Annotated in this window: 23 protein-coding genes; 9 read left to right on the top strand and 14 right to left on the bottom strand. The window is 43.4% G+C overall.

The window, feature by feature from the left end:
- Window positions 1-49: 49 nt before the first annotated feature.
- Window positions 50-964 carry a PfkB family carbohydrate kinase gene (locus NAF17_RS10090; protein ID WP_252757871.1) on the top strand — a complete coding sequence of 305 codons (915 nt, stop codon included), beginning with the start codon at window positions 50-52 and terminating at the stop codon, window positions 962-964.
- Between the two features lie 88 nt (window positions 965-1,052).
- Here the strand turns inward: NAF17_RS10090 and NAF17_RS10085 are convergent, their stop codons facing one another.
- Genes NAF17_RS10085 through NAF17_RS10070 form a run of 4 tightly spaced genes read right to left on the bottom strand, consistent with a single transcriptional unit; the run spans window position 1,053 to window position 4,215 of the window.
- Complete coding sequence (locus NAF17_RS10085) at window positions 1,053-2,051, bottom strand: ABC transporter ATP-binding protein (protein ID WP_252757870.1); 999 nt, start codon at window positions 2,049-2,051, stop codon at window positions 1,053-1,055.
- A gap of 24 nt (window positions 2,052-2,075) precedes the next feature.
- Window positions 2,076-2,882 (bottom strand): outer membrane beta-barrel protein, encoded by an 807-nt coding sequence (locus NAF17_RS10080; RefSeq protein WP_252757869.1) that lies wholly within the window; start codon window positions 2,880-2,882, stop codon window positions 2,076-2,078.
- Between the two features lie 18 nt (window positions 2,883-2,900).
- Entirely contained in the window at window positions 2,901-3,668 is a 768-nt protein-coding gene (locus NAF17_RS10075; RefSeq protein WP_252757868.1) for a hypothetical protein, read from the bottom strand.
- A complete protein-coding gene (locus NAF17_RS10070) occupies window positions 3,643-4,215 on the bottom strand; it encodes an RNA polymerase sigma factor (RefSeq protein WP_370340991.1) in 573 nt (190 codons plus the stop codon). Before NAF17_RS10070 ends, NAF17_RS10075 begins: the two co-directional genes overlap by 26 nt.
- Window positions 4,216-4,331: 116 nt before the next feature.
- On the opposite strand from NAF17_RS10070, the gene NAF17_RS10065 reads away from it, so the two are divergent.
- Entirely contained in the window at window positions 4,332-4,832 is a 501-nt protein-coding gene (locus tag NAF17_RS10065; RefSeq protein WP_252757867.1) for a hypothetical protein, read from the top strand.
- A 2-nt stretch (window positions 4,833-4,834) separates the two neighbouring features.
- On the opposite strand, the gene hemJ is transcribed toward NAF17_RS10065, so the two are convergent.
- The 10 genes from hemJ to hemA form a co-directional block, all read right to left on the bottom strand.
- A complete protein-coding gene (gene hemJ / locus NAF17_RS10060) occupies window positions 4,835-5,368 on the bottom strand; it encodes a protoporphyrinogen oxidase HemJ (protein ID WP_252757866.1) in 534 nt (177 codons plus the stop codon).
- Window positions 5,369-5,433: 65 nt separating this feature from the next.
- Window positions 5,434-6,459, bottom strand: a complete 1,026-nt coding sequence (hemE, locus tag NAF17_RS10055) for a uroporphyrinogen decarboxylase (RefSeq protein WP_252757865.1) — start codon at window positions 6,457-6,459, stop codon at window positions 5,434-5,436.
- A gap of 81 nt (window positions 6,460-6,540) precedes the next feature.
- On the bottom strand, window positions 6,541-7,062 hold the full coding sequence (locus tag NAF17_RS10050) for a tetratricopeptide repeat protein (protein ID WP_252757864.1): 522 nt from the start codon (window positions 7,060-7,062) through the stop codon (window positions 6,541-6,543).
- 3 nt (window positions 7,063-7,065) lie between these two features.
- On the bottom strand, window positions 7,066-7,773 hold the full coding sequence (locus tag NAF17_RS10045) for a response regulator transcription factor (RefSeq protein WP_252757863.1): 708 nt from the start codon (window positions 7,771-7,773) through the stop codon (window positions 7,066-7,068).
- A gap of 12 nt (window positions 7,774-7,785) precedes the next feature.
- Window positions 7,786-8,661 carry a sensor histidine kinase gene (locus tag NAF17_RS10040; protein WP_252757862.1) on the bottom strand — a complete coding sequence of 292 codons (876 nt, stop codon included), beginning with the start codon at window positions 8,659-8,661 and terminating at the stop codon, window positions 7,786-7,788.
- Between the two features lie 63 nt (window positions 8,662-8,724).
- Window positions 8,725-10,062 carry a glutamate-1-semialdehyde 2,1-aminomutase gene (hemL, locus tag NAF17_RS10035; RefSeq protein ID WP_252757861.1) on the bottom strand — a complete coding sequence of 446 codons (1,338 nt, stop codon included), beginning with the start codon at window positions 10,060-10,062 and terminating at the stop codon, window positions 8,725-8,727.
- 102 nt (window positions 10,063-10,164) lie between these two features.
- Window positions 10,165-11,136, bottom strand: a complete 972-nt coding sequence (hemB, locus tag NAF17_RS10030; RefSeq protein WP_252757860.1) for a porphobilinogen synthase — start codon at window positions 11,134-11,136, stop codon at window positions 10,165-10,167.
- 95 nt (window positions 11,137-11,231) lie between these two features.
- Window positions 11,232-12,806, bottom strand: a complete 1,575-nt coding sequence (gene hemC, locus NAF17_RS10025) for a hydroxymethylbilane synthase (protein ID WP_252757859.1) — start codon at window positions 12,804-12,806, stop codon at window positions 11,232-11,234.
- A gap of 134 nt (window positions 12,807-12,940) precedes the next feature.
- The gene (locus tag NAF17_RS10020) at window positions 12,941-13,408 is read right to left on the bottom strand and encodes a hypothetical protein (protein WP_252757858.1); all 468 of its coding nucleotides are present in this window, start codon (window positions 13,406-13,408) and stop codon (window positions 12,941-12,943) included.
- A 49-nt stretch (window positions 13,409-13,457) separates the two neighbouring features.
- Window positions 13,458-14,684, bottom strand: a complete 1,227-nt coding sequence (hemA, locus tag NAF17_RS10015) for a glutamyl-tRNA reductase (RefSeq protein ID WP_252757857.1) — start codon at window positions 14,682-14,684, stop codon at window positions 13,458-13,460.
- A gap of 167 nt (window positions 14,685-14,851) precedes the next feature.
- On the opposite strand from hemA, the gene NAF17_RS10010 reads away from it, so the two are divergent.
- From NAF17_RS10010 to trxA, 7 genes are all read left to right on the top strand, one after another.
- Entirely contained in the window at window positions 14,852-15,223 is a 372-nt protein-coding gene (locus NAF17_RS10010) for a DoxX family protein (protein WP_252757856.1), read from the top strand.
- Window positions 15,224-15,432: 209 nt separating this feature from the next.
- Window positions 15,433-16,959: a bifunctional GNAT family N-acetyltransferase/carbon-nitrogen hydrolase family protein gene (locus NAF17_RS10005; protein ID WP_252757855.1), complete on the top strand. Its 1,527-nt coding sequence runs from the start codon at window positions 15,433-15,435 to the stop codon at window positions 16,957-16,959.
- Window positions 16,960-16,994: 35 nt separating this feature from the next.
- Window positions 16,995-17,279 carry an RDD family protein gene (locus tag NAF17_RS18300; RefSeq protein WP_370341164.1) on the top strand — a complete coding sequence of 95 codons (285 nt, stop codon included), beginning with the start codon at window positions 16,995-16,997 and terminating at the stop codon, window positions 17,277-17,279.
- A 108-nt stretch (window positions 17,280-17,387) separates the two neighbouring features.
- Window positions 17,388-18,218, top strand: coding sequence for an alpha/beta hydrolase family protein (locus NAF17_RS10000; RefSeq protein WP_252757854.1), 831 nt, complete (start codon window positions 17,388-17,390; stop codon window positions 18,216-18,218).
- A gap of 76 nt (window positions 18,219-18,294) precedes the next feature.
- Entirely contained in the window at window positions 18,295-19,293 is a 999-nt protein-coding gene (locus tag NAF17_RS09995) for an MBL fold metallo-hydrolase (RefSeq protein ID WP_252757853.1), read from the top strand.
- Window positions 19,294-19,382: 89 nt separating this feature from the next.
- Window positions 19,383-20,258, top strand: coding sequence for an alpha/beta hydrolase (locus tag NAF17_RS09990; protein ID WP_252757852.1), 876 nt, complete (start codon window positions 19,383-19,385; stop codon window positions 20,256-20,258).
- Between the two features lie 265 nt (window positions 20,259-20,523).
- Window positions 20,524-20,823 carry a thioredoxin gene (gene trxA, locus NAF17_RS09985; RefSeq protein ID WP_252757851.1) on the top strand — a complete coding sequence of 100 codons (300 nt, stop codon included), beginning with the start codon at window positions 20,524-20,526 and terminating at the stop codon, window positions 20,821-20,823.
- Window positions 20,824-20,862 lie beyond the last annotated feature (39 nt).

The raw sequence follows: 20,862 nt of genomic DNA, 5'->3' as shown, positions 1-20,862 counted from the left end.
CTGGTGTAATTTCACAATATTTGCACAAAAAAAATTAAAAAAAATTTACATGAGTTTGTTAGTTATTGGTACTGTGGCGTTTGACGCAATTGAAACCCCTTTTGGAAAGACAGATAAAATTGTTGGAGGGGCTGCTACCTATGCAAGTTTGGCCGCTTCTTACTTTTACGACAAGATAAAGATCGTTGCTGTGGTAGGCGACGACTTCCCCGCTGAAGAAATTAAAGACTTTAATAACCACCATATAGATACCGAAGGCCTGCAAATAAAACAAGGTGAAAAATCATTCTTTTGGAGCGGCAAGTACCATAACGACATGAACAGCCGAGATACTTTGGTTACTGAGCTGAACGTACTTGCTGATTTTGACCCGATCATCCCCGAGGCTTACCAGGACTGCGAATACCTGATGCTGGGCAACCTTACCCCACAGGTGCAGCAAACAGTTATTAAACGCCTTAAAAATCGCCCTAAATTGATTGTAATGGACACCATGAACTTCTGGATGGACATTGCCATGGACGATTTGCTGGAAACCATTAAAATGGTTGATGTTTTAAGCATTAACGATGCAGAGGCACGGCAGCTATCGGGTGAGTATTCTTTGGTGAAAGCCGCTAACAAGATCCTGACTATGGGACCAAAATACCTGATCATTAAAAAAGGCGAGCATGGCGCGTTGTTATTCCACGAAGATCATATCTTCTCGGCCCCTGCCCTTCCGCTTGCTGAGGTATTTGACCCAACCGGCGCAGGCGATACCTTTGCGGGTGGCTTTATTGGCTATATGGCTAAAGTGGGTACGGTTAACTTCAATAACATGAAGAATGCCATCATCTTCGGTTCGGCACTGGCATCATTCTGTGTAGAAAAATTTGGCACCGAGAAGATCAAGAATCTAACCGATGCGGAAGTTGACGCACGTGTGCAGCAGTTTGTGCAATTATCGTCTTTTGAGATCTAAACCCCTCCCAACTCTCCCCGGAAGGGAGGAACTATAAAATATTGGCAACCTTAAGTCTCCCCTACCGGAGGAGATTTGAGGGGGCCAATTAATACTCCAGCCATTTTTTTATTTTGAGGCCAACAATGTCGCCTTCTTTATATTTGCCGCTATCATCGTTTATAACGCGGAGTATCACGCCATTATTCTCCAATATCAGGTCATCATAAAAACCTTTAAAAAGCACCTGTTTTACAGTCCATTTATTGGTTTTAAGCACATTATTGATACGGATCCATTCGGGATATATCACTACGGCTTCTTTATGAGATTCGATGCCGCATACCTTGGCTTCATCAACCGTAAGCACATTACAATTGGTAAGCAGCTCGGCGGTATATAAATTAACCGGGGAATGATAAAGGGTCTTCGGGTGACCGGTTTCCACAATCTCTCCATCCTTTAAAACGATCAGTTCATCGGCCATAGAGAGTACTTCGGCCGGGTCATGCGATACCATTACCACGGTAAGCCCGGTTTCCTGTACAATTTGCCTGATATCATGCTGTAAGCCTTCGCGGAACGATGTATCTACCTGGTTAAAGGGTTCATCGAGCAATAAAACTTCGGGACGGTTAATAATGGCGCGGGCAATGGCAACACGTTGTTTTTCGCCGCCGCTCAGGTCGGCAACGCGCTTTAGGGATAGGTGCATCATATTTAACTGAGTGAGCACTTGTTCAGTCTTTTCTTCCTTATGCCTTACATTAGTGCTTGGCAGCATAGCCGCTACGTTATCCCAAACGCGGGCAAACAGGTTCAGGTCGTCGGTATGCTGGGTTACCATTTTCATGGCATCATGGCCGGGTATCAGCTTTTCTTCAGGCCCCAAAATGCGTTCGCCTTTGAAGTTTACAGTGCCTTTTTCAGGCGAAAGAAGGCCGTAAAATAGTCGTAATAAAGTGCTTTTACCGCTGCCGCTTTGACCAATTATGGCGGTTATTTTGCCGGGGATTATCTCGAGGTTTATATTTTTAACCCCCGATGCTTCGGCCCCGCCGTATGTTCTGTTAACTGATATTGCCTGTAAAAAAGGTACTTCTGCCATTAGGTGCAAAGATACTAAATTGTATTACCACCCAACACTCATCCCAAACGAGAAGTTTCTGAGGCCATCCTGTGCGGGGCTGTTCTCGAACATATTATTTAAATAGTATTTACCAAATACACCTATGGCACCATAACCAACGCGCAGCGATGCACCGTACCTAAATTTGGCAAAGTTGTAGTTACCGCTCAGTTTTGGGTCGCCGTTCTCTTTACTTTCCTGTTTTAAGCTACTGCTTAAACGTACACCTAGTTCAGCTGCGCCAACAAAATGAAACCTGCGGCCATCATCGTCATCGTGGGTGCGAAAATCGAACGCTATTGGCACACGGATGTAGGTTACCGACAACCGGTTTTTATCGTATTTAACAGCATCCTGGGTATAAGCAAGCGGTGCCTGGTTACGCAATATGGTAACGCTTTCGCGCAGGCGCAGGTTTGTCCAATCGAAACCACCGGCCGCGTAAATCCTGAACGAGCTATTAAAGCGGTAGCCCAACTGCAAAATATCAAACCCAATGTTACTGCTCCTCCATGACCTATAATTTAAAAACTGGTTGGTTGGTGATAGCTTAAAGCTGCCATTATCATTCAGGGTACTTAAACCAATGTCAAACCTGGTAAACGTAAGCCCGAATGAAAAGCCCGGCGCTTTTGATTTATAGCTGGTAGTGTCATTTATAGCCCCCTGCGCGGCATCATCTCCAAAGCCAAGGCGGATCCTTGTACGGCGGGTTTTGGTAGTATCTGTACTGGTTTTAACAGAATCTGTTTGTGCAAATAGGGTTGTTGCTGCCAGGCATATTATTGCGGTAAAAATCAGGCGTTTCATATCGTGGTATATTTTATGCTATTGGTCTGTCTTTTTTATTTTTATAAATCCAAGGTTCAACCCGCTCAGGGTAGATTCATCCTCATCATTCGGGCTCGAAAACTCTATCAGTTTATCTTTCCGTTTATCAATCTTACTAACTACGGCGTTTATCAGATCGCCAAAATTACGGATGCGATACTTTTTAACCTGTACCGCGGCCAATACTTTACTTGCACGTGCATCTTTTGCCTGCGCTAAGGTATTAGTTTTTAACGGCTGATCTTCTGGTATATCAATCTTATCATTAAATGGCACACTCCTGTCCGGCACTACAAACTTCAACGGTACATCTGTTTTTTGAACCGCCTGCGCCAATTGCGGCACTAATTGCGTTACTTTTTCTTGTTTTACTAAAATCAGCTGTTCTTTAACAACCTTTACTTGTTGCTTGCGCGATGCTACCGTGTTTAAAGCTACAACCTTTTCAATCTGAGGCTTAACTACTGTTGGCAACACAATTACCGGCTGTATAATTGTTTTTGCAGGCTTATTGTTTTTAGCCGCAGCTATTTGTACCGGCTTTTTCGTAATTTCTTTTTTATTCGATACAATATACAAGCCCGCGCTAAGCAATATAAGCAAACTGGCGGCAATGCTCAGGTAACTACCCAATGGCCTTTGTTTTTTATTCATTTGGGATGCAATGCCTCCCCAAACCTGTGCGGATGGCTCAACCTCCAAATTATCGAGTTTAGACCTAAACAGGTTATCAATATCTTTATCCTGCATATCCATATTTTTCATTGTCAATTTTCAATATCTGCTCCTTTAAAATAGCCCTCGCCCTTGATAGCTGCGACTTTGATGCCCCCTCGCTGATGCCAACAATTTCGGAAATCTCTTTATGCGAATAGCCATCGATGGCATATAAGTTAAAAACCAAGCGGTAACCCGGTGATAACGCTTTGATCAATACCAATAGGTCTTTAGCCTCCAAACTGCTCGATGCAGCTGCGTCAACAAATGGTTCATAACCGGCTTCATCAATATCAACCACCTGCATCATTTTATGGTGCCGGCGATAGTATTCTATGGAGCTGTGCACCATAATGCGCCTCACCCATCCCTCAAAAGAACCATCGCCACGGTAATCGGCAATCTTTTGGAATACCTTTATAAACCCATTCTGCAGCATATCTTCCGCTTCCATTTTATCGGTAGCGTAGCGCATGCAAACACTCAGCATTTTAGCCGCGAACTGCTTGTACAGCGTTTCCTGCGCTTTACGCTGCCCGTCCTTACAGCATTTTACTAAATGTTCAATATTAGGTTTAGGTTCCAAAAACATCATTTAACAGTAAGATGTAAAGGAACACACAATGGTTGCATCGGGTAGTAAAATAAATTTAGTTAAATTTAACAATTGCAATATCCGCAAATACTATCCGGAAACCAGAAATTGGAATAATGAAATTGATTTTCGCTTTAACATTTATATTGATTACCAATATTGCATACGCTCAAAAGTCAAGCCCTACAATCAAACAGGTTTACAAATTATTAAAATTGAGTATTGATCAATCATCTAAAAAGAGCATCAGCATCGGTTCAGGAGAATGGCTTATTTGTAATCAAGACAGCGCTTTCTTCAAAGATGATACACTAAGGCTTTACGATCACATCAATTATTTTTATCAATTAAGTAAATGTTGTGATTTTGTTGGATGGACATTTTACAAAAAAAATGCTTTTGTACAGTCGAGATCTCAAATATGTAAAGAGCCGGCTTCAGGATCGGCCTATACTGAATATTACAATATCCAGCTTTTTTCAAAGGATAAAAGGACATTTATGAATGTTAAAAAACAGGCAATTGTGACGGAAAAATTTGAGATCATTCGTATTAAAAATGTCGCGTTAGCTAATAATAACTTCAGCAATGTTATAACCTTAAAAAGGTTGAGATAAGCTCAACTCTTCTCCCTAAAATACTTATAGATCTTTACTGCCGACATGATGATGAGGCTGAATAAGATTATCCCTATCACCCCAAAGATCCAGTTGATAGCGCTCTTAAGCACTACCAGGAACACAATAGCGAAGAGTAAAATAGTAGCCAACTCGTTCCATAAACGGAGTTTGATGGATGTCCATTTGAAAACGCCATGAGCCATTTGTTTCATTATTTTCTGGCAGATGAAATGGTACGCAATAAGCACTACTACAAAAGTAAGCTTTACATGCAGCCAGGGCATTTTCCAAAGCGCAGGGTTAAGGTGCAGCATGGTTGCGCCAGCCAAAATAACAAAGTACATGCTTGGCGTGGCAATTATCCACCAAAGCTTTTTCTCAATGATCTCAAATTGATCAGACAGAATGGTGCGGGCAGGTTCGGGTTTGTCCTGAGCCTCGCGGTGGTAAATAAACAGGCGTACAATGTAAAACAACCCCGCCATCCAGCAGACTACAAATATGATATGTATAGCTAAAACGTACTGGTACATTGTGCTTTTAATAATGTCATTGAACGATAGCACTACGCCATCGCTCGCAATGACATATTTTTTTATTAATATCTAAACTCTTTTATAACCTCAACCGCATACTTCACATTATCAAACGGAATATCGGGCATAATGCCGTGGCCAAGGTTAAATATGAACCCATTTTCGCCCCTCATTCGCTCAAAAAGGCGATGGATCCGCTCTTTAATGACTGATTTATCAGCATATAAAATATGTGGATCGAGATTACCTTGTACGGCTATATTTTTTGGTAAACGGTTTTTGATATCCAACAGGTCAACGTTCCAGTCGATAGAGATTACATCCGGTTTGGCCTCTGCCATCAGCGGTGCAAAAACCGAGCTGCCTTTGCAGAAAGAGATCACGGGAATATCTTTCCTGTTTAGCTTGCTGATGATTTCTACGATATAACGATGCGAAAACTCGGTATAATCATCCCATGATAACGCCTGTGCCCAGCTGTCGAAGATCTGTATGGCGTTAACACCCGCTGCAATTTGCAGGTTCAGGTAATCGGCTGTTACAGTTGCAATTTTTGATAATAACTGGTGCGCCATTTCCGGGTGGTTGTGGAGCATCAGCTTGGTTAGTTTAAAGTCTTTGGAAGACCCACCCTCTACCAAGTAGCTCATTACGGTAAATGGTGCGCCTGCAAAACCGATTAGTGGGATGCGGCCATTTAAACGCTGCTGAATTACCTTGATAGCATCGGCAACGTATTGCAGCTTATCGCCGACATTAGTTTCTAAGGCATCAATATCTGCCTGCGTGCGTACAGGATTAGCAAACTTAGGGCCTATACCTTGGGTAAAACTTAAGTCGCCGCCCATAGCTTCGCCGGTAACTAATATATCTGAGAACAATATCGCCGCGTCGATACCTAACAAATCGACCGGCAGCATGGTAACATCGGCAGCCAGTTCGGGCGTTTTGCACATTTCCAGGAACGAATACTTGTTCTTGATTTCCCAATACTCGGGCATAAAACGGCCGGCTTGGCGCATCATCCAAACGGGAGGTCGTTCTGTTTTCCTTGAAAATGCGGCTTTTAAAAATAACGAGTCTTTCATGTTTGTAGAGAGGCAAGATAACAGGAGATAAGATGCAAGAAAAATCTTGTTTCCTGGCTCTTACTATCTTACCTCTTTGTTTTAGTGTTTTCTAAGTTCCTGCTCAACCTTTTGGATCACATCCTTCATTTTGGCAGTTATAATATCTTTATGTTTTTCGGTAAGCTGCAGATATGCTTTGGCTTTTTCATAATTGCCGTTGCGTACGTTTATATTGGCTACATGTACAAGCGCCGCAACGTGATCGTTAGCGCTGCGGAGCGGGTAAAGGGCAGCAATCTCGTAATGTTGTTCGGCTTCGGTGTACTCGCGCTTTTGCAGGCATACACCTCCGTATATAAACTCGTAAAACCCGCGTCGCCTTTTACTAAGCCACTCGGGTTTTGGCACTTGTTTTAGCAGGTTCTCGGCCTTGTCGTAATCCTTTTGATGGAACGCTTTTGCAGCCAGTACAATAGTACCCTGCTTAAAGTAACCCCATAACAACAAGCCAATAAACATTACATTAACCGCCGCCAGCTCGTACATTTTATACTTAAGTACAAAAGCTAGTGCTATAATAAAAAGCCCGGTTACTAATAGTCGTGCCCTGTTTGTAAACATGTATTAGTGCTGGTTATCGGTAAATTTATAACCTACGCCACGTATCGAGTGGAAATAAACCGGGTTTTTAGGATCCGGTTCAAAATACTTACGGAAGGTTAGGATAAAGTTATCAATAGTACGGGTCGACGGGTAAACGTCATAATTCCAAACGGTTTCCAGAATCTGCTCGCGAGATACTGCCTCGTTACGGCGCTCTATCAAAAGCTTAAGCAACATCGTTTCTTTTTTAGTTAACGGGGTGATGGTTTCATCGCCGTTAACCAGTTCAAAAGAGTTAAAGTGTATAGTTTTATCACCAATTTTATAGCTGTTAAACTCTTTAAGGTCATCACCTTTTAGGCTACGTTTAACAAGGTTATTTACACGCAAGATTAACTCTTCCAGGTTGAAAGGCTTGGTCAGGTAATCATCAGCACCTTTTTTAAGGCCCGATATTTTATCTTCGTTGGTGTTTTTTGCGGTAAGGAACATGATTGGCACCTCAGAATTTTCCAGGCGGATGGTCTCGGCAACCACAAAGCCGTCTATCTCTGGCATCATCACATCTAATATCACCAGGTTAAAGCGCTCTTCTTTAAAGATCTGAAGGGCTTTTTTACCGTTGTTTGCTGTAGAAACTTTGTAACCTTCCAGCTCCAGGTTTAACTTGATGGCCTCTAATAAATGATCTTCGTCTTCGGCTAATAAAATTCTTTTTTTGTTTGGCATGGTCTCCATGATTTAGGTTAATGCAAAAACTACTTCAAATACACTCCCGGCAGGGCGGTTGTCTTTAACTTTAATGCTGGCCTGGTGCTTATCCAATACTTGTTTTACAATGTATAAGCCCAAACCAGTACCTTTTGTATTTCGTGTATCTTCGCTGCCTACACGGTAAAATTTATCAAAAATACGTGGCTTCTCATTGTCTGCAATACCTATGCCATGGTCTGCCACCTGAAAGTAAACTTTTCCTTCCTTCTCAAAAAGCTTCACATTTACGGTCTCGCAGGGGTTGGAATATTTTACGGCATTCTCCACCAGGTTGGTAACTACTGACGTTAATGCAAATTTGTCACCCGTTATTTCAATTTTTGGCTCAATCTCGGCGTTGATTATCTGCTGGTTGCAATCACACTTACTTATCTGCAGGCGGTTTACGATGCTATCCACTAAAACAGATAAATTAAACTTAGCCTTAGGGAAGCTGTATGAGCGATTATCAATTTTTGACGCCAGAAGCATATTCTCTACCATATCGTCTAAACGCTCTACATCAAGCAGCGATTTATCAATAAAGTTCAGGATCTGCGCTTTAGCAAGATCGCGCTTTTGGATGGTTTGCAGTAGTATTTTTATAGATGCCAGGGGCGATTTAAGCTCGTGCGTAACGGATAGCAGGAAGTTCTTCTTTTGCACCTGCAGCTTCGCTTCTTTGTTTAAAGACTCGTGCAAAAAGTATGCGCCAACCAAAAACACGGTCACAAACATACAGCCCTCGCCCAAGATCATACCTTTACGGCTTGGGTTGAGGTGCACCAGCATGTACCCCCACCAAATCAGTTCTGCAACGGCATAAATGATGATGGCATAAAATATTACGAGTGTTTTTTTCATTTGGCTTACTCTAAATCTCCTCCGAACGAGGAGACTTTTAAAAAAATAATTTATTAAATTCACTTAAGCCCTCTCTTTCGGGGAGGGTTGGGTGGGACTGAATACAACGTCCAGACTATCAAATATAGCTGTTTTTGTGGTTTCTAAGTCAGCTTGCGTATGCGCAGCAGATATAAAGCCAACTTCGTAACCTGACGGGCCTAAATAAATGCCGCGGTTGATGAGTTCGCGGTGCATTTCTTTAAATTTAATCATACTTGCCGGGTCAATCTGCTCGGCAGTGGTAATACTTTCCTGGTCAGTAAATGCGAACCAAAAAATAGAACCGATGGTAAAGATCTTTACCATATAGCCACGCTCATCAATAAATGCTTGAAGATCTTTTACAAACCCTGCCGTTTTGGCATGCAACTCGTCGTAAAAGCCGGGTTTTAACAATTCTGTTAGCTGCGCGATACCTGCTGCCATGGCCACCGGGTTACCTGATAGCGTACCTGCCTGGTAAACCGAGCCAACCGGTGAGATATGATCCATCACCTCTGCCGATGCACCGTAAGCCCCAACAGGCAAACCACCACCTATAATTTTACCATAGGTAATAATATCCGGCTGAATGTTGTAGTATCCCGCCGCACCTTCAAAGCCCACACGGAAGCCCGAGATCACTTCATCAAAAATCAGCATTGTGCCGTTGTCGGTACAGATCCGGCGTATGTAATCCAGATAATCCTGATTTTGTAAAAGCAAACCGTTATTGGCCGGGACAGGCTCGATAATAACCGCTGCAATTTGCCCTTTAAACTCTTCAAAGGCCTCCTCTAACGCTTTCTTATCATTCAACGATACAACTATGGTCTCGTCGGCAAAAGCCTTTGGCACGCCAGCTGATGAAGTTTCGCCGAAAGTTACCAGACCCGAGCCTGCTTTAACCAGCAAGGCATCGGTATGGCCATGATAACAGCCTTCAAACTTCAGGATCTTATCTCGCTTGGTGTAGCCCCTTGCCAACCTGATGGCCGACATCACTGCTTCGGTACCTGAGCTTACAAAACGAATTTTTTGGATGAATTTATTTTTGCTAAGGATCAACTCGGCCAATTCGTTCTCTAAAGCCGTTGGCGCACCGAATGACATACCATTCTGCATCACCTCGATAACTTTTTCGCGTACTGCCGGGCTGTTGTGGCCCAAAATAAGCGGCCCCCAAGAGCAGCAAAAATCTATAAATTCGTTACCATCGGCATCCCAAATATGGCTACCATCGCCCTTTTCGATAAAAAGTGGCGTACCATAAACAGATTTAAACGCCCTTACCGGTGAGTTTACTCCACCAGGGAAATAGGTCTTCGCTTTTTCGTACAATGCTGCAGATTTTGCTCTGCTTATATCTGGTATAATCATTTAACCCCCTCCAAATCTCCCCCGGTAGTGGAGACTTTTATTTTATTTTAAAAGTTATATCTATATGCCCTCCCCCTCCCGGGAGGGTTTGGGTGGGGCTTTCTACAGCCACTTGTTCAACAACACCTCTTTTGCGTGATAAGTTAATATCGCGCTGGCACCTGCACGGCGGAAACTGGCTAACACTTCGGTAACCGAGCGCTGCTCGTTTAACCAACCGTTTTGCACAGCGGCTTTTATCATGGCGTATTCGCCGCTAACATTATAGGCGGCGATTGGTAGTTCGGTGTTATCTTTTAATAGTTTGATGACGTCCAGGTAAGGTAAGCCGGGTTTCACCATCAGGAAATCGGCACCTTCTGCCTCGTCCAAAGCGGCTTCAATCAAAGCTTCGCGCTGGTTGGCGGGGTTCATCTGGTAGGTTTTTTTATCGCCGAATTTTGGGGCCGAGTTCAATGCATCCCTAAACGGACCATAAAAAGCGCTGGCATATTTAGCGGTGTACGACATAATAGACACGCCTGCATAACCGGCGTCATCCAATACTTTACGGATGTACCCTACCCTACCATCCATCATATCCGAAGGAGCGATGATATCTGCACCGCTTTGGGCATGGGCCAAAGCCATTTTGCCTAAAACTTCTAAAGTTTCGTCATTCAGGATCTCACCATTCTCAAAAATTCCATCGTGGCCGTCGCTGCTGTATGGATCCATGGCTACATCGGTTACCACACATGATTCTGGGAACTCATTTTTAACCGCACGGATAGCGCGCAGGTAAAGGCTCTCGTCGCGGTGGCCTTCTGTAGCATATTTATCTTTAAGGGCTTCGTCGATATTCGGGAACAGGTCAAAAGAGTTTAAGCCCAGCTTCATGCAGCTTTCTACCTCGCGCAGCAGGTTATCTACCGAATACCTGAAAATGCCCGGCATAGATGATACTTCGGTCTTTTGGTTCTCGCCCTCTACAATAAACAGCGGGAATATCAAATTAGCCGCGCTAACATGCGTTTCCTGCACCATCTGGCGGATAACTTCACTCTTACGGTTTCTTCTTGGTCGTTGTAACATATAGCCCTCTCTAAATCTCCCCGGTAGGGGAGATTTTTTATTTAATTTAAAAAGCCCTATTATAGCCCACCCTACCAGGGAGGGTTGGGTGGGGCTTAAATCCCAAACACTGCCTCTGCAAGCCCCACTTCGTCCGGAGAGAAAGGCAGGGTGTATTTTACACCCATTTCATCAAACTTTTTACCGGTTGATTTGCCAATAGCTATCACCTTTTGTCCGGGTTCAAGCAAATTATCGGCAAAATAGGCTTCTACGTTGCTTGGGCTGGTAAATACCACCACATCGGCACCTGTAGGCTCTACTTCTTCTTCCAGCACAGTTTCGTAAACGGGCAGGTCAATTATTTTTGTTTCGGCAGCCAGGCCTTGCTGGATACTCCTCATCGAGTTATCAGCCCCCGGGAACAGGATGATGGTTCCATTTGCCAGTGCAGCAAATTCGGCGGCTACATCTGCAGTGTCGTTACTTTCGCCAACAAAATCGGCAAAGTGGCCGTTGCGGCGCAGCATATCCTCACTACCGGCACCCATCACCCCAAATTTTATCTTTTTAGGAAACTGAGGCGACAACTTAAAGAAATACTCAACCGCGTTTTTACTGGTAAAAAATACCCAGTCGATATTTTTAAGGATGTACGAATCAAACTTAGTGATTACCGGTACGGTACGGATCAGCGAGCGTGCTTCGATCTCTATCTTATGTTTTTCAAGTGCTTTGCGGAAATAGCTTGTCGCCGAGATATCCCTTGATATAAAAACTTTATTCGGGAACTTCCGGTCCTTGGCAAAGCGGGCAACAATTTTTTCGGCAACACCATCAAGGGTATCGCTTTCTATGAAATAGCGGTCGGGAAATTCATCGCCGGCCTCAGCCTTTGAGGTAAACACCTGAAATTTACCATCGTCCCTCCGGCAGTAAACGCCAAGCGGAAGGCTACAGCCTCCACCAAACATCTTTAATACGCCACGCTCCAATCCTAACTCTTCAGCTACATCGGGGTGGTTTAAGGCTTGCAGCACTTCAAATAATTCGGTATTGCTCTCGCGGATCTGGATGGCTAAAGCACCCTGTGCAGGTGCAGGAATAAATTCGGTAGCGGTCAATTCCTCCACATGAAACTCGCTCAGGTCGATACCTAAACGGGTAACACCAGCTTTCGCAAGCATAATCGCGTCGTATTTTTCGTCGCGCAGTTTACCTATGCGGGTAGGCACGTTTCCGCGCAGTTCATCTATCTCCAGATCGGGGCGTACGGCAAGCAATTGCGCCTTACGCCTGTTTGATGATGTACCAACCAAACCACCGAATTTAACAGATAGTTTTTGGCGTACATCAACCACATCTTTCAAGATCAACAACAGTTCAGCCGGGTCTTCCCGTTCTGAAACTGCTGCGATAATGAGTCCCGGAGGGTTTTCAGTTGGCAGGTCCTTATGCGAATGCACTGCAATATCTATAGTGCCTGCCAATAATTCTTCTTCTAATTCTTTGGTAAAAAAGCCTTTCCCTTCCAGCTTATCAAAGCTGAGGTTAAGGAAACGGTCGCCCTGCGTTTTTATAATTTTAAGTTCGGCGGTAATGTTTATCGCAGCCAGGCTATCCTTTACAAAGTTGGCTTGCCATAAAGCTAAATCGCTGCCACGCGTTCCTATTATTACTGTTCTGTCCAAGGGATCTATTTTTACAGTACAAATTTAATTTTTTATGCACAGTAATGTAGTATTAATTAAGGATATGAGAGTGGGCTGACTTATTGAATTTACTATGCAAGTTTAGCGTTGCGTAAATGGTGACACAGATAAAATCAATTGACACGAAACACCCATGGCTTTCTGTAATATTTCAACAAGATATCAAGATCCTGCGGCCTGATGTTCAATGACTCAACCTTTACCTGCTCTTTGCCACCCGGGTAAGCGAATTCTAACATCGGCCTTTCACCTCTACCTATATATTCACCGGATACGCGTTCATCTGATATTTCTGCCCATTTATAAAATGGCGTATTTGCAGTTTGGATCCCCGCTACATTAATAATTATCCTGGGCTTATTGTTAAAAAGACTTTTAGATTTAAAACCCATTAAGATCAAGGTAATTGACAGTGTTATTCCGCCTAAAACCATCTGTCCTGCAGCAATCCAAGATATTGCTATACCAATAAAAATAGATAAAAAGCAAATACTAATAATAGCAAAATCTTTAGAATAGTAAATTGTAACCTTTTGAGGAATGGGATTTGAAACAATTATATTAGGAGTAAAGAAACCCATACGTTTATGCTATTAAGCTAAGAAACGTGATATTCTTAAAAGAAAAGTCTTAATTATTATTAATCAATATATCTTTCGCCATGATCATGGGAACGCTGATATATTTTTTCTCTATATAGTTGATAACTTTTTCAAGGATCTCGCGCGATTCTTTATCAAGGCTTTGTACCTCTTCGGCGAAAACGGTGTTCACCGCGTTGTTACGAATCTCTTTGATTTTCTCGGGCACCTGGCGCATGGCCAGTTCAATTTTTCGTTGTTTAAGCATTACTAAATGCTCTGCAATATTTTGCTCGATAATAGCTTCTGCATGTACCAGTTCCTGGTATCGTTCCTGCAGGTTTTTCTTGGCAATTTCGTTTAAGCTGTGCACTTCAATAAAGTTCACATCAAACTGTTCAAGCACTTCAGGCGCGGTATCATTAGGGATTGCCAAATCGACAATGGTTTTTTTATTGGTATCGCCTTTTAAAAGCGAAGTGTAGATCTCCGTGGTAAGGATAGGCTCAACTGCAGAGGTACAGGTAACAATAGCATCAAAACCGCCTTTAAAGTTCTTTAGCTCATCAAGCTCGTAAGCCTGCCCGCCCAGATCATTAGCCAATTGCTGCGCTTTTGAAAGCGTACGGTTAAAAACAGAAAAGTTGGAAAACTTGTGTTTTTGAAGGTATTTAGAAATATTGCGGTTGGTTTCGCCGGCACCAATAATAAGGATGCGGGCGTTTGCGCAAAGTTTAAGGTCCTTCAACTTACGGTAAGCTAATGAAACTACCGAAATTGGGTTCTTAGAAATATTGGTGTGGGTATAAACTTCTTTAGCCGTTTTAACAACACACTCCATCGTTACACGTAATTTATCGCCTGTTAGGCCTGCCTCGCGGCAATCTTCGTAGGCTTTACGTAACTGGGCTAAAATTTCCTTTTCGCCTACGATCAGGCTCTCTAAAGAACAAGAAGTGCGCAACAGATGGTTCATAGCTTCCGGGCCTTCGTAAATAGAGGCAGCATCCAAAAGAGTAGAAGTGGAGTTTGTACAAAGGCCCATTTGCATTTCGGTTAAAAAAGCCTCCGCAAATTCCCTGTCAACTTTGTGCTGTGTTGATAACACAAACTCAACCCTGTTACAGGTTGATAAATAAAAAATTTCGTCGATGCCAAAATGTTCTTTTGCTGCATGAAGCTTATCGATTGAGCTTTCCTGGCACATCACCAGTCTGCCCAATTCCTTCAGCTCAATGTGTTTATGTGTAAAAGCAATAACTTTTAAATACTTCAAAGCAGTTTTATATTTTGACCGAACAAAAGTAATATACCTTGTTAGATGCAGTGTCAATTATTTGTCATACAGGTGCATTTAGAATGATTATAAATAATGTGTTTTTATCAATTAAAAACCATATTTTTACAATATTTTTGATTTATCAATCAATTGAATAATTAAAAATGCGAATATTAAAAAACGTAAGTATTGCAGTTTTAGTGGTTGGCTACTTTATTGCCGGGGCCAATCATTTTATCCATCCGCAGGGATACATCCTCATCATCCCATCTTACTTACCGGCACCGGTTATCTTAAATTACCTGGCAGGTTTCTTCGAGGTTTTGTTCGCGCTAATGTTGATACGGCCAAAAACACGTAAGGTAGCCTCCTATGGCATAATACTGATGTTGGTTGCTTTTTTACCGGTACACATTACCATGCTGCAAAATTCCCCGCTAAAGGTCGGCGACCTGTGGGTTACCCATGCAATTGCCTGGGTACGTTTAGCGTTGCAGCCGGTGTTAATGCTATGGGCGTGGTGGCATCGGGAATAGTATATTTTACTCACCGTGTCATTGCTTCGCTCAACCACTCTCTCTTCGATACGCGGAAAGAAGGTAAGGCTTTTCATTTCTTCTTCCACCCTATTTGCACAGCTCACAGGATGGACCAACGCAGCGTAGTCGGGGTGACTAAACTGTGCGACTTAAACTGACTATAAGCACTAATCCAAACATTCCGCCCTCATCTCCGTTACAGGAAAATGGATCTGCAAAGTATAGAACTGCGTACCCTCGAGGTACAGGATTACCAGGAGCTCAAAAAATCAATGAAATCGGCCTACCTTGACATGGACGACGATCATTGGGATATGGCCTCTATCAAAAAGCTTATCAGGTTATTTCCCGATGGGCAGGTTTGTGTTACTGTTAATGGCGAGGTTGTTGGTTGTGCGCTATCCATCATTGTAGATTACAATAAATATGGCGATGCCCACACTTATAAACAAATTACAGGCAATGGCAACTTTAAAACGCACGACGATAAGGGCGACGTATTATACGGTATAGAAGTTTTTATCCACCCAAAATATCGCGGGTTACGTCTTGCGCGCAGGTTATACGATGCGCGTAAAGCCCTATGCGAAAAACTGAATTTAAAAAGCATCATCGCCGGCGGCCGCATCCCAAATTATCAAAAATTTCAGACTGATCTCACGCCTAAACAATACATCGATAAAGTAAAGTATAAAGAAATCTTTGATCCTACGCTGTCGTTTCAGCTATCAAATGATTTTCACGTACGTAAGATCCTGCGTAATTACCTGCCCGAGGATGCCCGCTCTAAAGGTTTTGCTACGTTGATAGAGTGGAACAATGTTTATTATGAAGAACTAAGCTCTGTCATCAACCAAAAAACTGTTGTGCGTATTGGATTGGTACAATGGCAAATGCGCCCTTACAACAACATCAGCGAATTAATGAAACACGCTGAATATTTTGTAGATGCTGTGAGCGATTATCAATCGGATTTTGTGCTGTTCCCTGAGCTATTCAACACACCCCTAATGGCCGAGTACAACCATATGGATGCCGCAAAAGCCATGCGAGAACTGGCTAAATATACCGAGGCTATTACACAGGCTTTTTCTAAACTGGCGGTATCCTATAATGTAAATATCATCTCGGGCAGTATGCCCTGTATTAAGGATGATTCGCTTTACAATGTATCTTACCTGTTCAGGCGCAATGGCAGCATGGAAGAGAGTGTAAAGCTACACCCTACCCCGTCCGAGATCAGTTCATGGGGGATGCGCGGCGGCAACGACTTAAAAGTATTTGATACCGATGCCGGCCGGATTGGGATCCTGATCTGTTATGATGTAGAGTTCCCGGAGCTATCGCGCATTTTAGCCAGCCAGGATATGCAGATTCTGTTTGTACCATTCCTTACCGATACCCAAAACGGCTACAACCGGGTTAAGTTTTGCGCCCAGGCCCGCGCGGTAGAAAACGAGTGCTATGTGGCAATAGCCGGCTGCGTGGGTAACCTGCCCAACGTAAATAACATGGATATCTCTTATGCGCAATCAGCGGTATTTACACCGTCAGATTTTGGATTTCCCACAAACGGTATCCAATCCGAAGCTACTCCAAACAGCGAGATGATCGTTATTGCAGATGTCGATCTATCGGTGTTAAGCGCCCTGCATGAGTATGGCAGCGTGCAGAATTTGAAAGATAGACGGACGGACTTATACGGGATCACATTTAACGGGAAGAAAGTTTAATAGCAATTCATACATTGCAACAAATATTGATTGCAATGATTTTTCGTAGCGTTGAACCTAAACCCTATATTAAACTTAGAATAATAGCCACCTTAATTGATTATGGCATATATCTGATTTTTTTCGTCATATACCTCTACATTTTCGACGAAAACCCCGAACCTGGTGAAGCAAGTGTTACGGGCATTATGGCATTGCCTTTAATTATGGTTTGGTTTATATATTTTGTGATTATAGAGTCAACTTCTCAAGCGACGCCCGGGCATGATATTGTAAAATTAACCCTATTGATATTTTCATATACGGGATTCCTGCTTTAATTTGCATTTCAAAAACGCCAAAACATCAAAGATTAGGCGATCTTTGGGCGAACACCTTAGTAGTAAAAGCCACAGATATTACCGAAAAAGAAATAACGTTTTAAGCACATGATTATTAAGCAACATTATACCATCTCCGGCGCTAAAGGCCGCGGGATGACGGCAGATATTAATTATAATACCCTTCACCCCTATGCGCCACTAGTGATCTTTGCACACGGCATTAGGGGTTTTAAGGACTGGGGTGCGCATAACCTGGTTGCCAATTACTTTGCCGAGAACGGCTTCCGTTTCCTCAAATTCAACTTTTCGCACAATGGCACCACAGCAGATAAGCCCACCGAATTTGCCGACCTGATAGCTTTTAGCGATAATACTTTCTCATTAGAATTGGAAGATCTGAAATCGGTTATTGATTTTGCCTGCGGCGGCTCGGCCATCCCGCGGGTTAAAAGCGTTTATGTTATTGGGCACAGCCTGGGTGGGGGTATCAGCATTGTAAAAACCGCCGAAGATAAACGCATTGCTAAAATGGTTACCATGGCGGCCATATCCAGCTTCTACAACCTCTGGCCAAAAGAGGCCGAAAAGCAATGGCGGTTGCAGGGTGTGATGTATATGAAAAATTCGCGCACCGGGCAAAATATGCCGTATAAATCATCGCTATTAAAAGACTTGGATGATAACCCGATACGTTTAGATATCCCGCTTAGGGCATCAGAAATAACACAACCGTGGCTAATCATTCATGGTGATGCCGATACCAGCGTACCTTTAAGTAATGCTGAATTGCTGCATGTGGCCCAACCGCTGGCGGGCCTGCTGGTAATACCAACTGCCGACCACGTGTTTAATGCTTCGGAGCCATATCAACCAACCGAGCTACCCACTCAATTATTGGCATTTTGTGATGCTGCCATTAATTTTTTTAAGCTATAATTGCTGTTACAGCCATCTGGAAGCAATCTTTCAAAGTTATATGGTTTAAATAGCACCACAAGTTTTATAATTGTTAATGAGTTTAGCCGGAGCAAAAAAACAGGGCCGTAAATTTTTAAATACCATACCAACCGAAGAAGCCGGTTTTGGTATAATGATCCCGATACTGCGCGAGCACATTAATAATACGGCCCAAAACGTCCCCAAAGCACCAATAACTGTTCCAAAAACGGATCTATCCGTATACCAAACACCACCGGCAAGCGGCTTACGAATTACTTGGGTTGGGCATAGCAGTTTGCTGATCGAGGTCGATGGCATCCGTATTTTAACCGACCCGGTTTGGAGCCAGCGGGTATCTTTTTCACAAGCTTTTGGCCCTAAAAGATTTTTCCAGCCGCCGATAGCATTAAAAGACCTGCCCCCGCTGGATGTGGTTATTGTATCGCACGACCATTACGACCACCTGGACAAAGCCACTATCAAATTCTTCGCGGGCAAGCCAATACAATTCATCACACCTATGGGTGTTTGCAAATACCTGGAAGATTGGGGCATCCTGAAAAACTATATCCACGAGGTGGACTGGGGGGATAGCGTGATGATAGGCGATTGTAACATTACGGCTGCACCATCAAGGCACTTCTCGGGCCGCGGCATTTTCAACCGTATGGAAACACTTTGGGCATCCTTTGTGATAAAAGGTCCCAAGCATAATATATTCTTCGGTGCCGATTCTGGCTGGTTCCCTGGCTTTGCAGAAATTGGCGAAGCCTTTGGCCCGTTTGACCTCACCATGCTGGAGATAGGCGCATACGGCAAATACTGGCCGGATATCCACATGGGGCCAAATAATGCTACCAACGCCCACCTTGCCTTAAAAGGCAAGCTGATGATGCCATTACATTGGGCAACCTTTAACCTGGCGCCACACGCCTGGTACGAGCCGGGCGAACGCCTGGTAAAATACGGCGAAGAGAAAAACATCAAACTATTCATCCCCCAGCCCGGTAAACCCACCGAGGTAAAAGACCCATATAATTCTGAATGGTGGAAGCCTTTTATGAGTGGTTAGAAGAAGCAAGATATTTAGAATCAGGAATCAAGAAAAAAAAAGTCGACCAGTTTGATTTTAAGGCTCCAAAATGATGTAAATTTACTTGTATGAATAGCACAGTATCATTCTATAAAGTTTTATTTATACTGATGCTGTTCGGCTTGGCATCGCAGGCGCAAACCGTTATACCGCTTTGGGCCAAAGGCGCGCCGGGTTTCGAGAACCGCCGTAACGAGCCTGAACAGGCTAAAGATTACTGGGTAAAAAATATCCACAACCCCTCAATTACCGTTTACCTGCCCCCTGCCGATAAAGCAAACGGTGCAGCCGTAGTAATTTGCCCGGGTGGCGGGCACCGCTTACTGGTATTTAATGCCGAGGGCGTTGCACCTGCCAAATTCTACAATGAGCTGGGAGTTGCCGTTTTCATATTAAAGTATCGTTTAGGCAGGGATACCTTGTCGCCTTACAAGGTTGACATCCACCCTAAACAGGATGCTTACCGTGCCATGCGTTTGGTGCGTAGCCGTGCGGCGGAGTTTCATATCGATACCAACCGGATCGGCATGATGGGCTTTTCGGCAGGTGGTGAGGTGGTAGATATGGTGGCCTTTAGCGGTTGGCAAGGCGACCCAAAAGCCGCCGACCCGATAGATCGTGGCAACGCCAAACCAAATTTTATTGTACAGGTTTATCCCGGCCCGGGCTTTGTGCCCGAGAAGATCCCGGCAGATGCACCTCCCGCGTTTTTGGTTGCGGCTAATGATGATGCTTGCTGCTCGTTACCAATCATCCAATTATTACAACACTATCGCGAAGCAAAAGTACCGGTTGAAATGCATATGTATGCCCGTGGCGACCATGCCTTTAATATGGGCACCAACCGCAAATTAAAGTCCATTAACAACTGGCCGCAGCGCCTCGCCGATTGGCTGGAGGATAGTAATATTTTGCAACCCGAGCGGAAGAAGGTATTACACTAAAATCCAGAGATTGGGTAGCCTCTACAAGGTAAAAAACTTTCTATTAGCGCTTTTACCAAGCGGTAGCCCCAATGGAGCATACCTGCCAATTATATTCTAAAACTGAAATTAATTAAAAATGACCTGTAGGGACAACCGCTTTGTAGAAAAAAAATGATAATTATGCGTGCCTTAGGTACGCTCCAGATTAAACATGGCAATTAGATGATCCGTCAATTAAAACGTATTGCTCCCTTTAACGTTATTACTAAAAGGAGATAAAGAAATGGCAAACTTCCAGGATATTATAGCTTCAGAAAAACCCGTATTGGTAGATTTTGCTGCCGAGTGGTGCGGCCCGTGTAAAATGATGCCGCCAATTTTAAAACAGGTTAAAGATGCCCTTGGCGACAAGGTTACCATCATTAAAATAGACATTGATAAAAACCCGGCTGCTGCAACTGCCTACCGTGTACAAAGCGTTCCCACTTTAATGATCTTCCAAAACGGCGAAAGCAAATGGCGACAAAGCGGCGTAATGCAGGCTAATCAACTGCAACAGGTTATTCAGCAATATATTAAATAGCAGGCGACGGACAGCTTAAGGCATTATTTAAAGTGTTCA

It is taken from the genome of Mucilaginibacter aurantiaciroseus (assembly GCF_024055595.1).
Lineage (GTDB): Bacteria > Bacteroidota > Bacteroidia > Sphingobacteriales > Sphingobacteriaceae > Mucilaginibacter > Mucilaginibacter aurantiaciroseus.
Note: the sequence above shows the minus strand (reverse complement) of the source record. Positions and strands in the feature narration are given on the sequence as shown.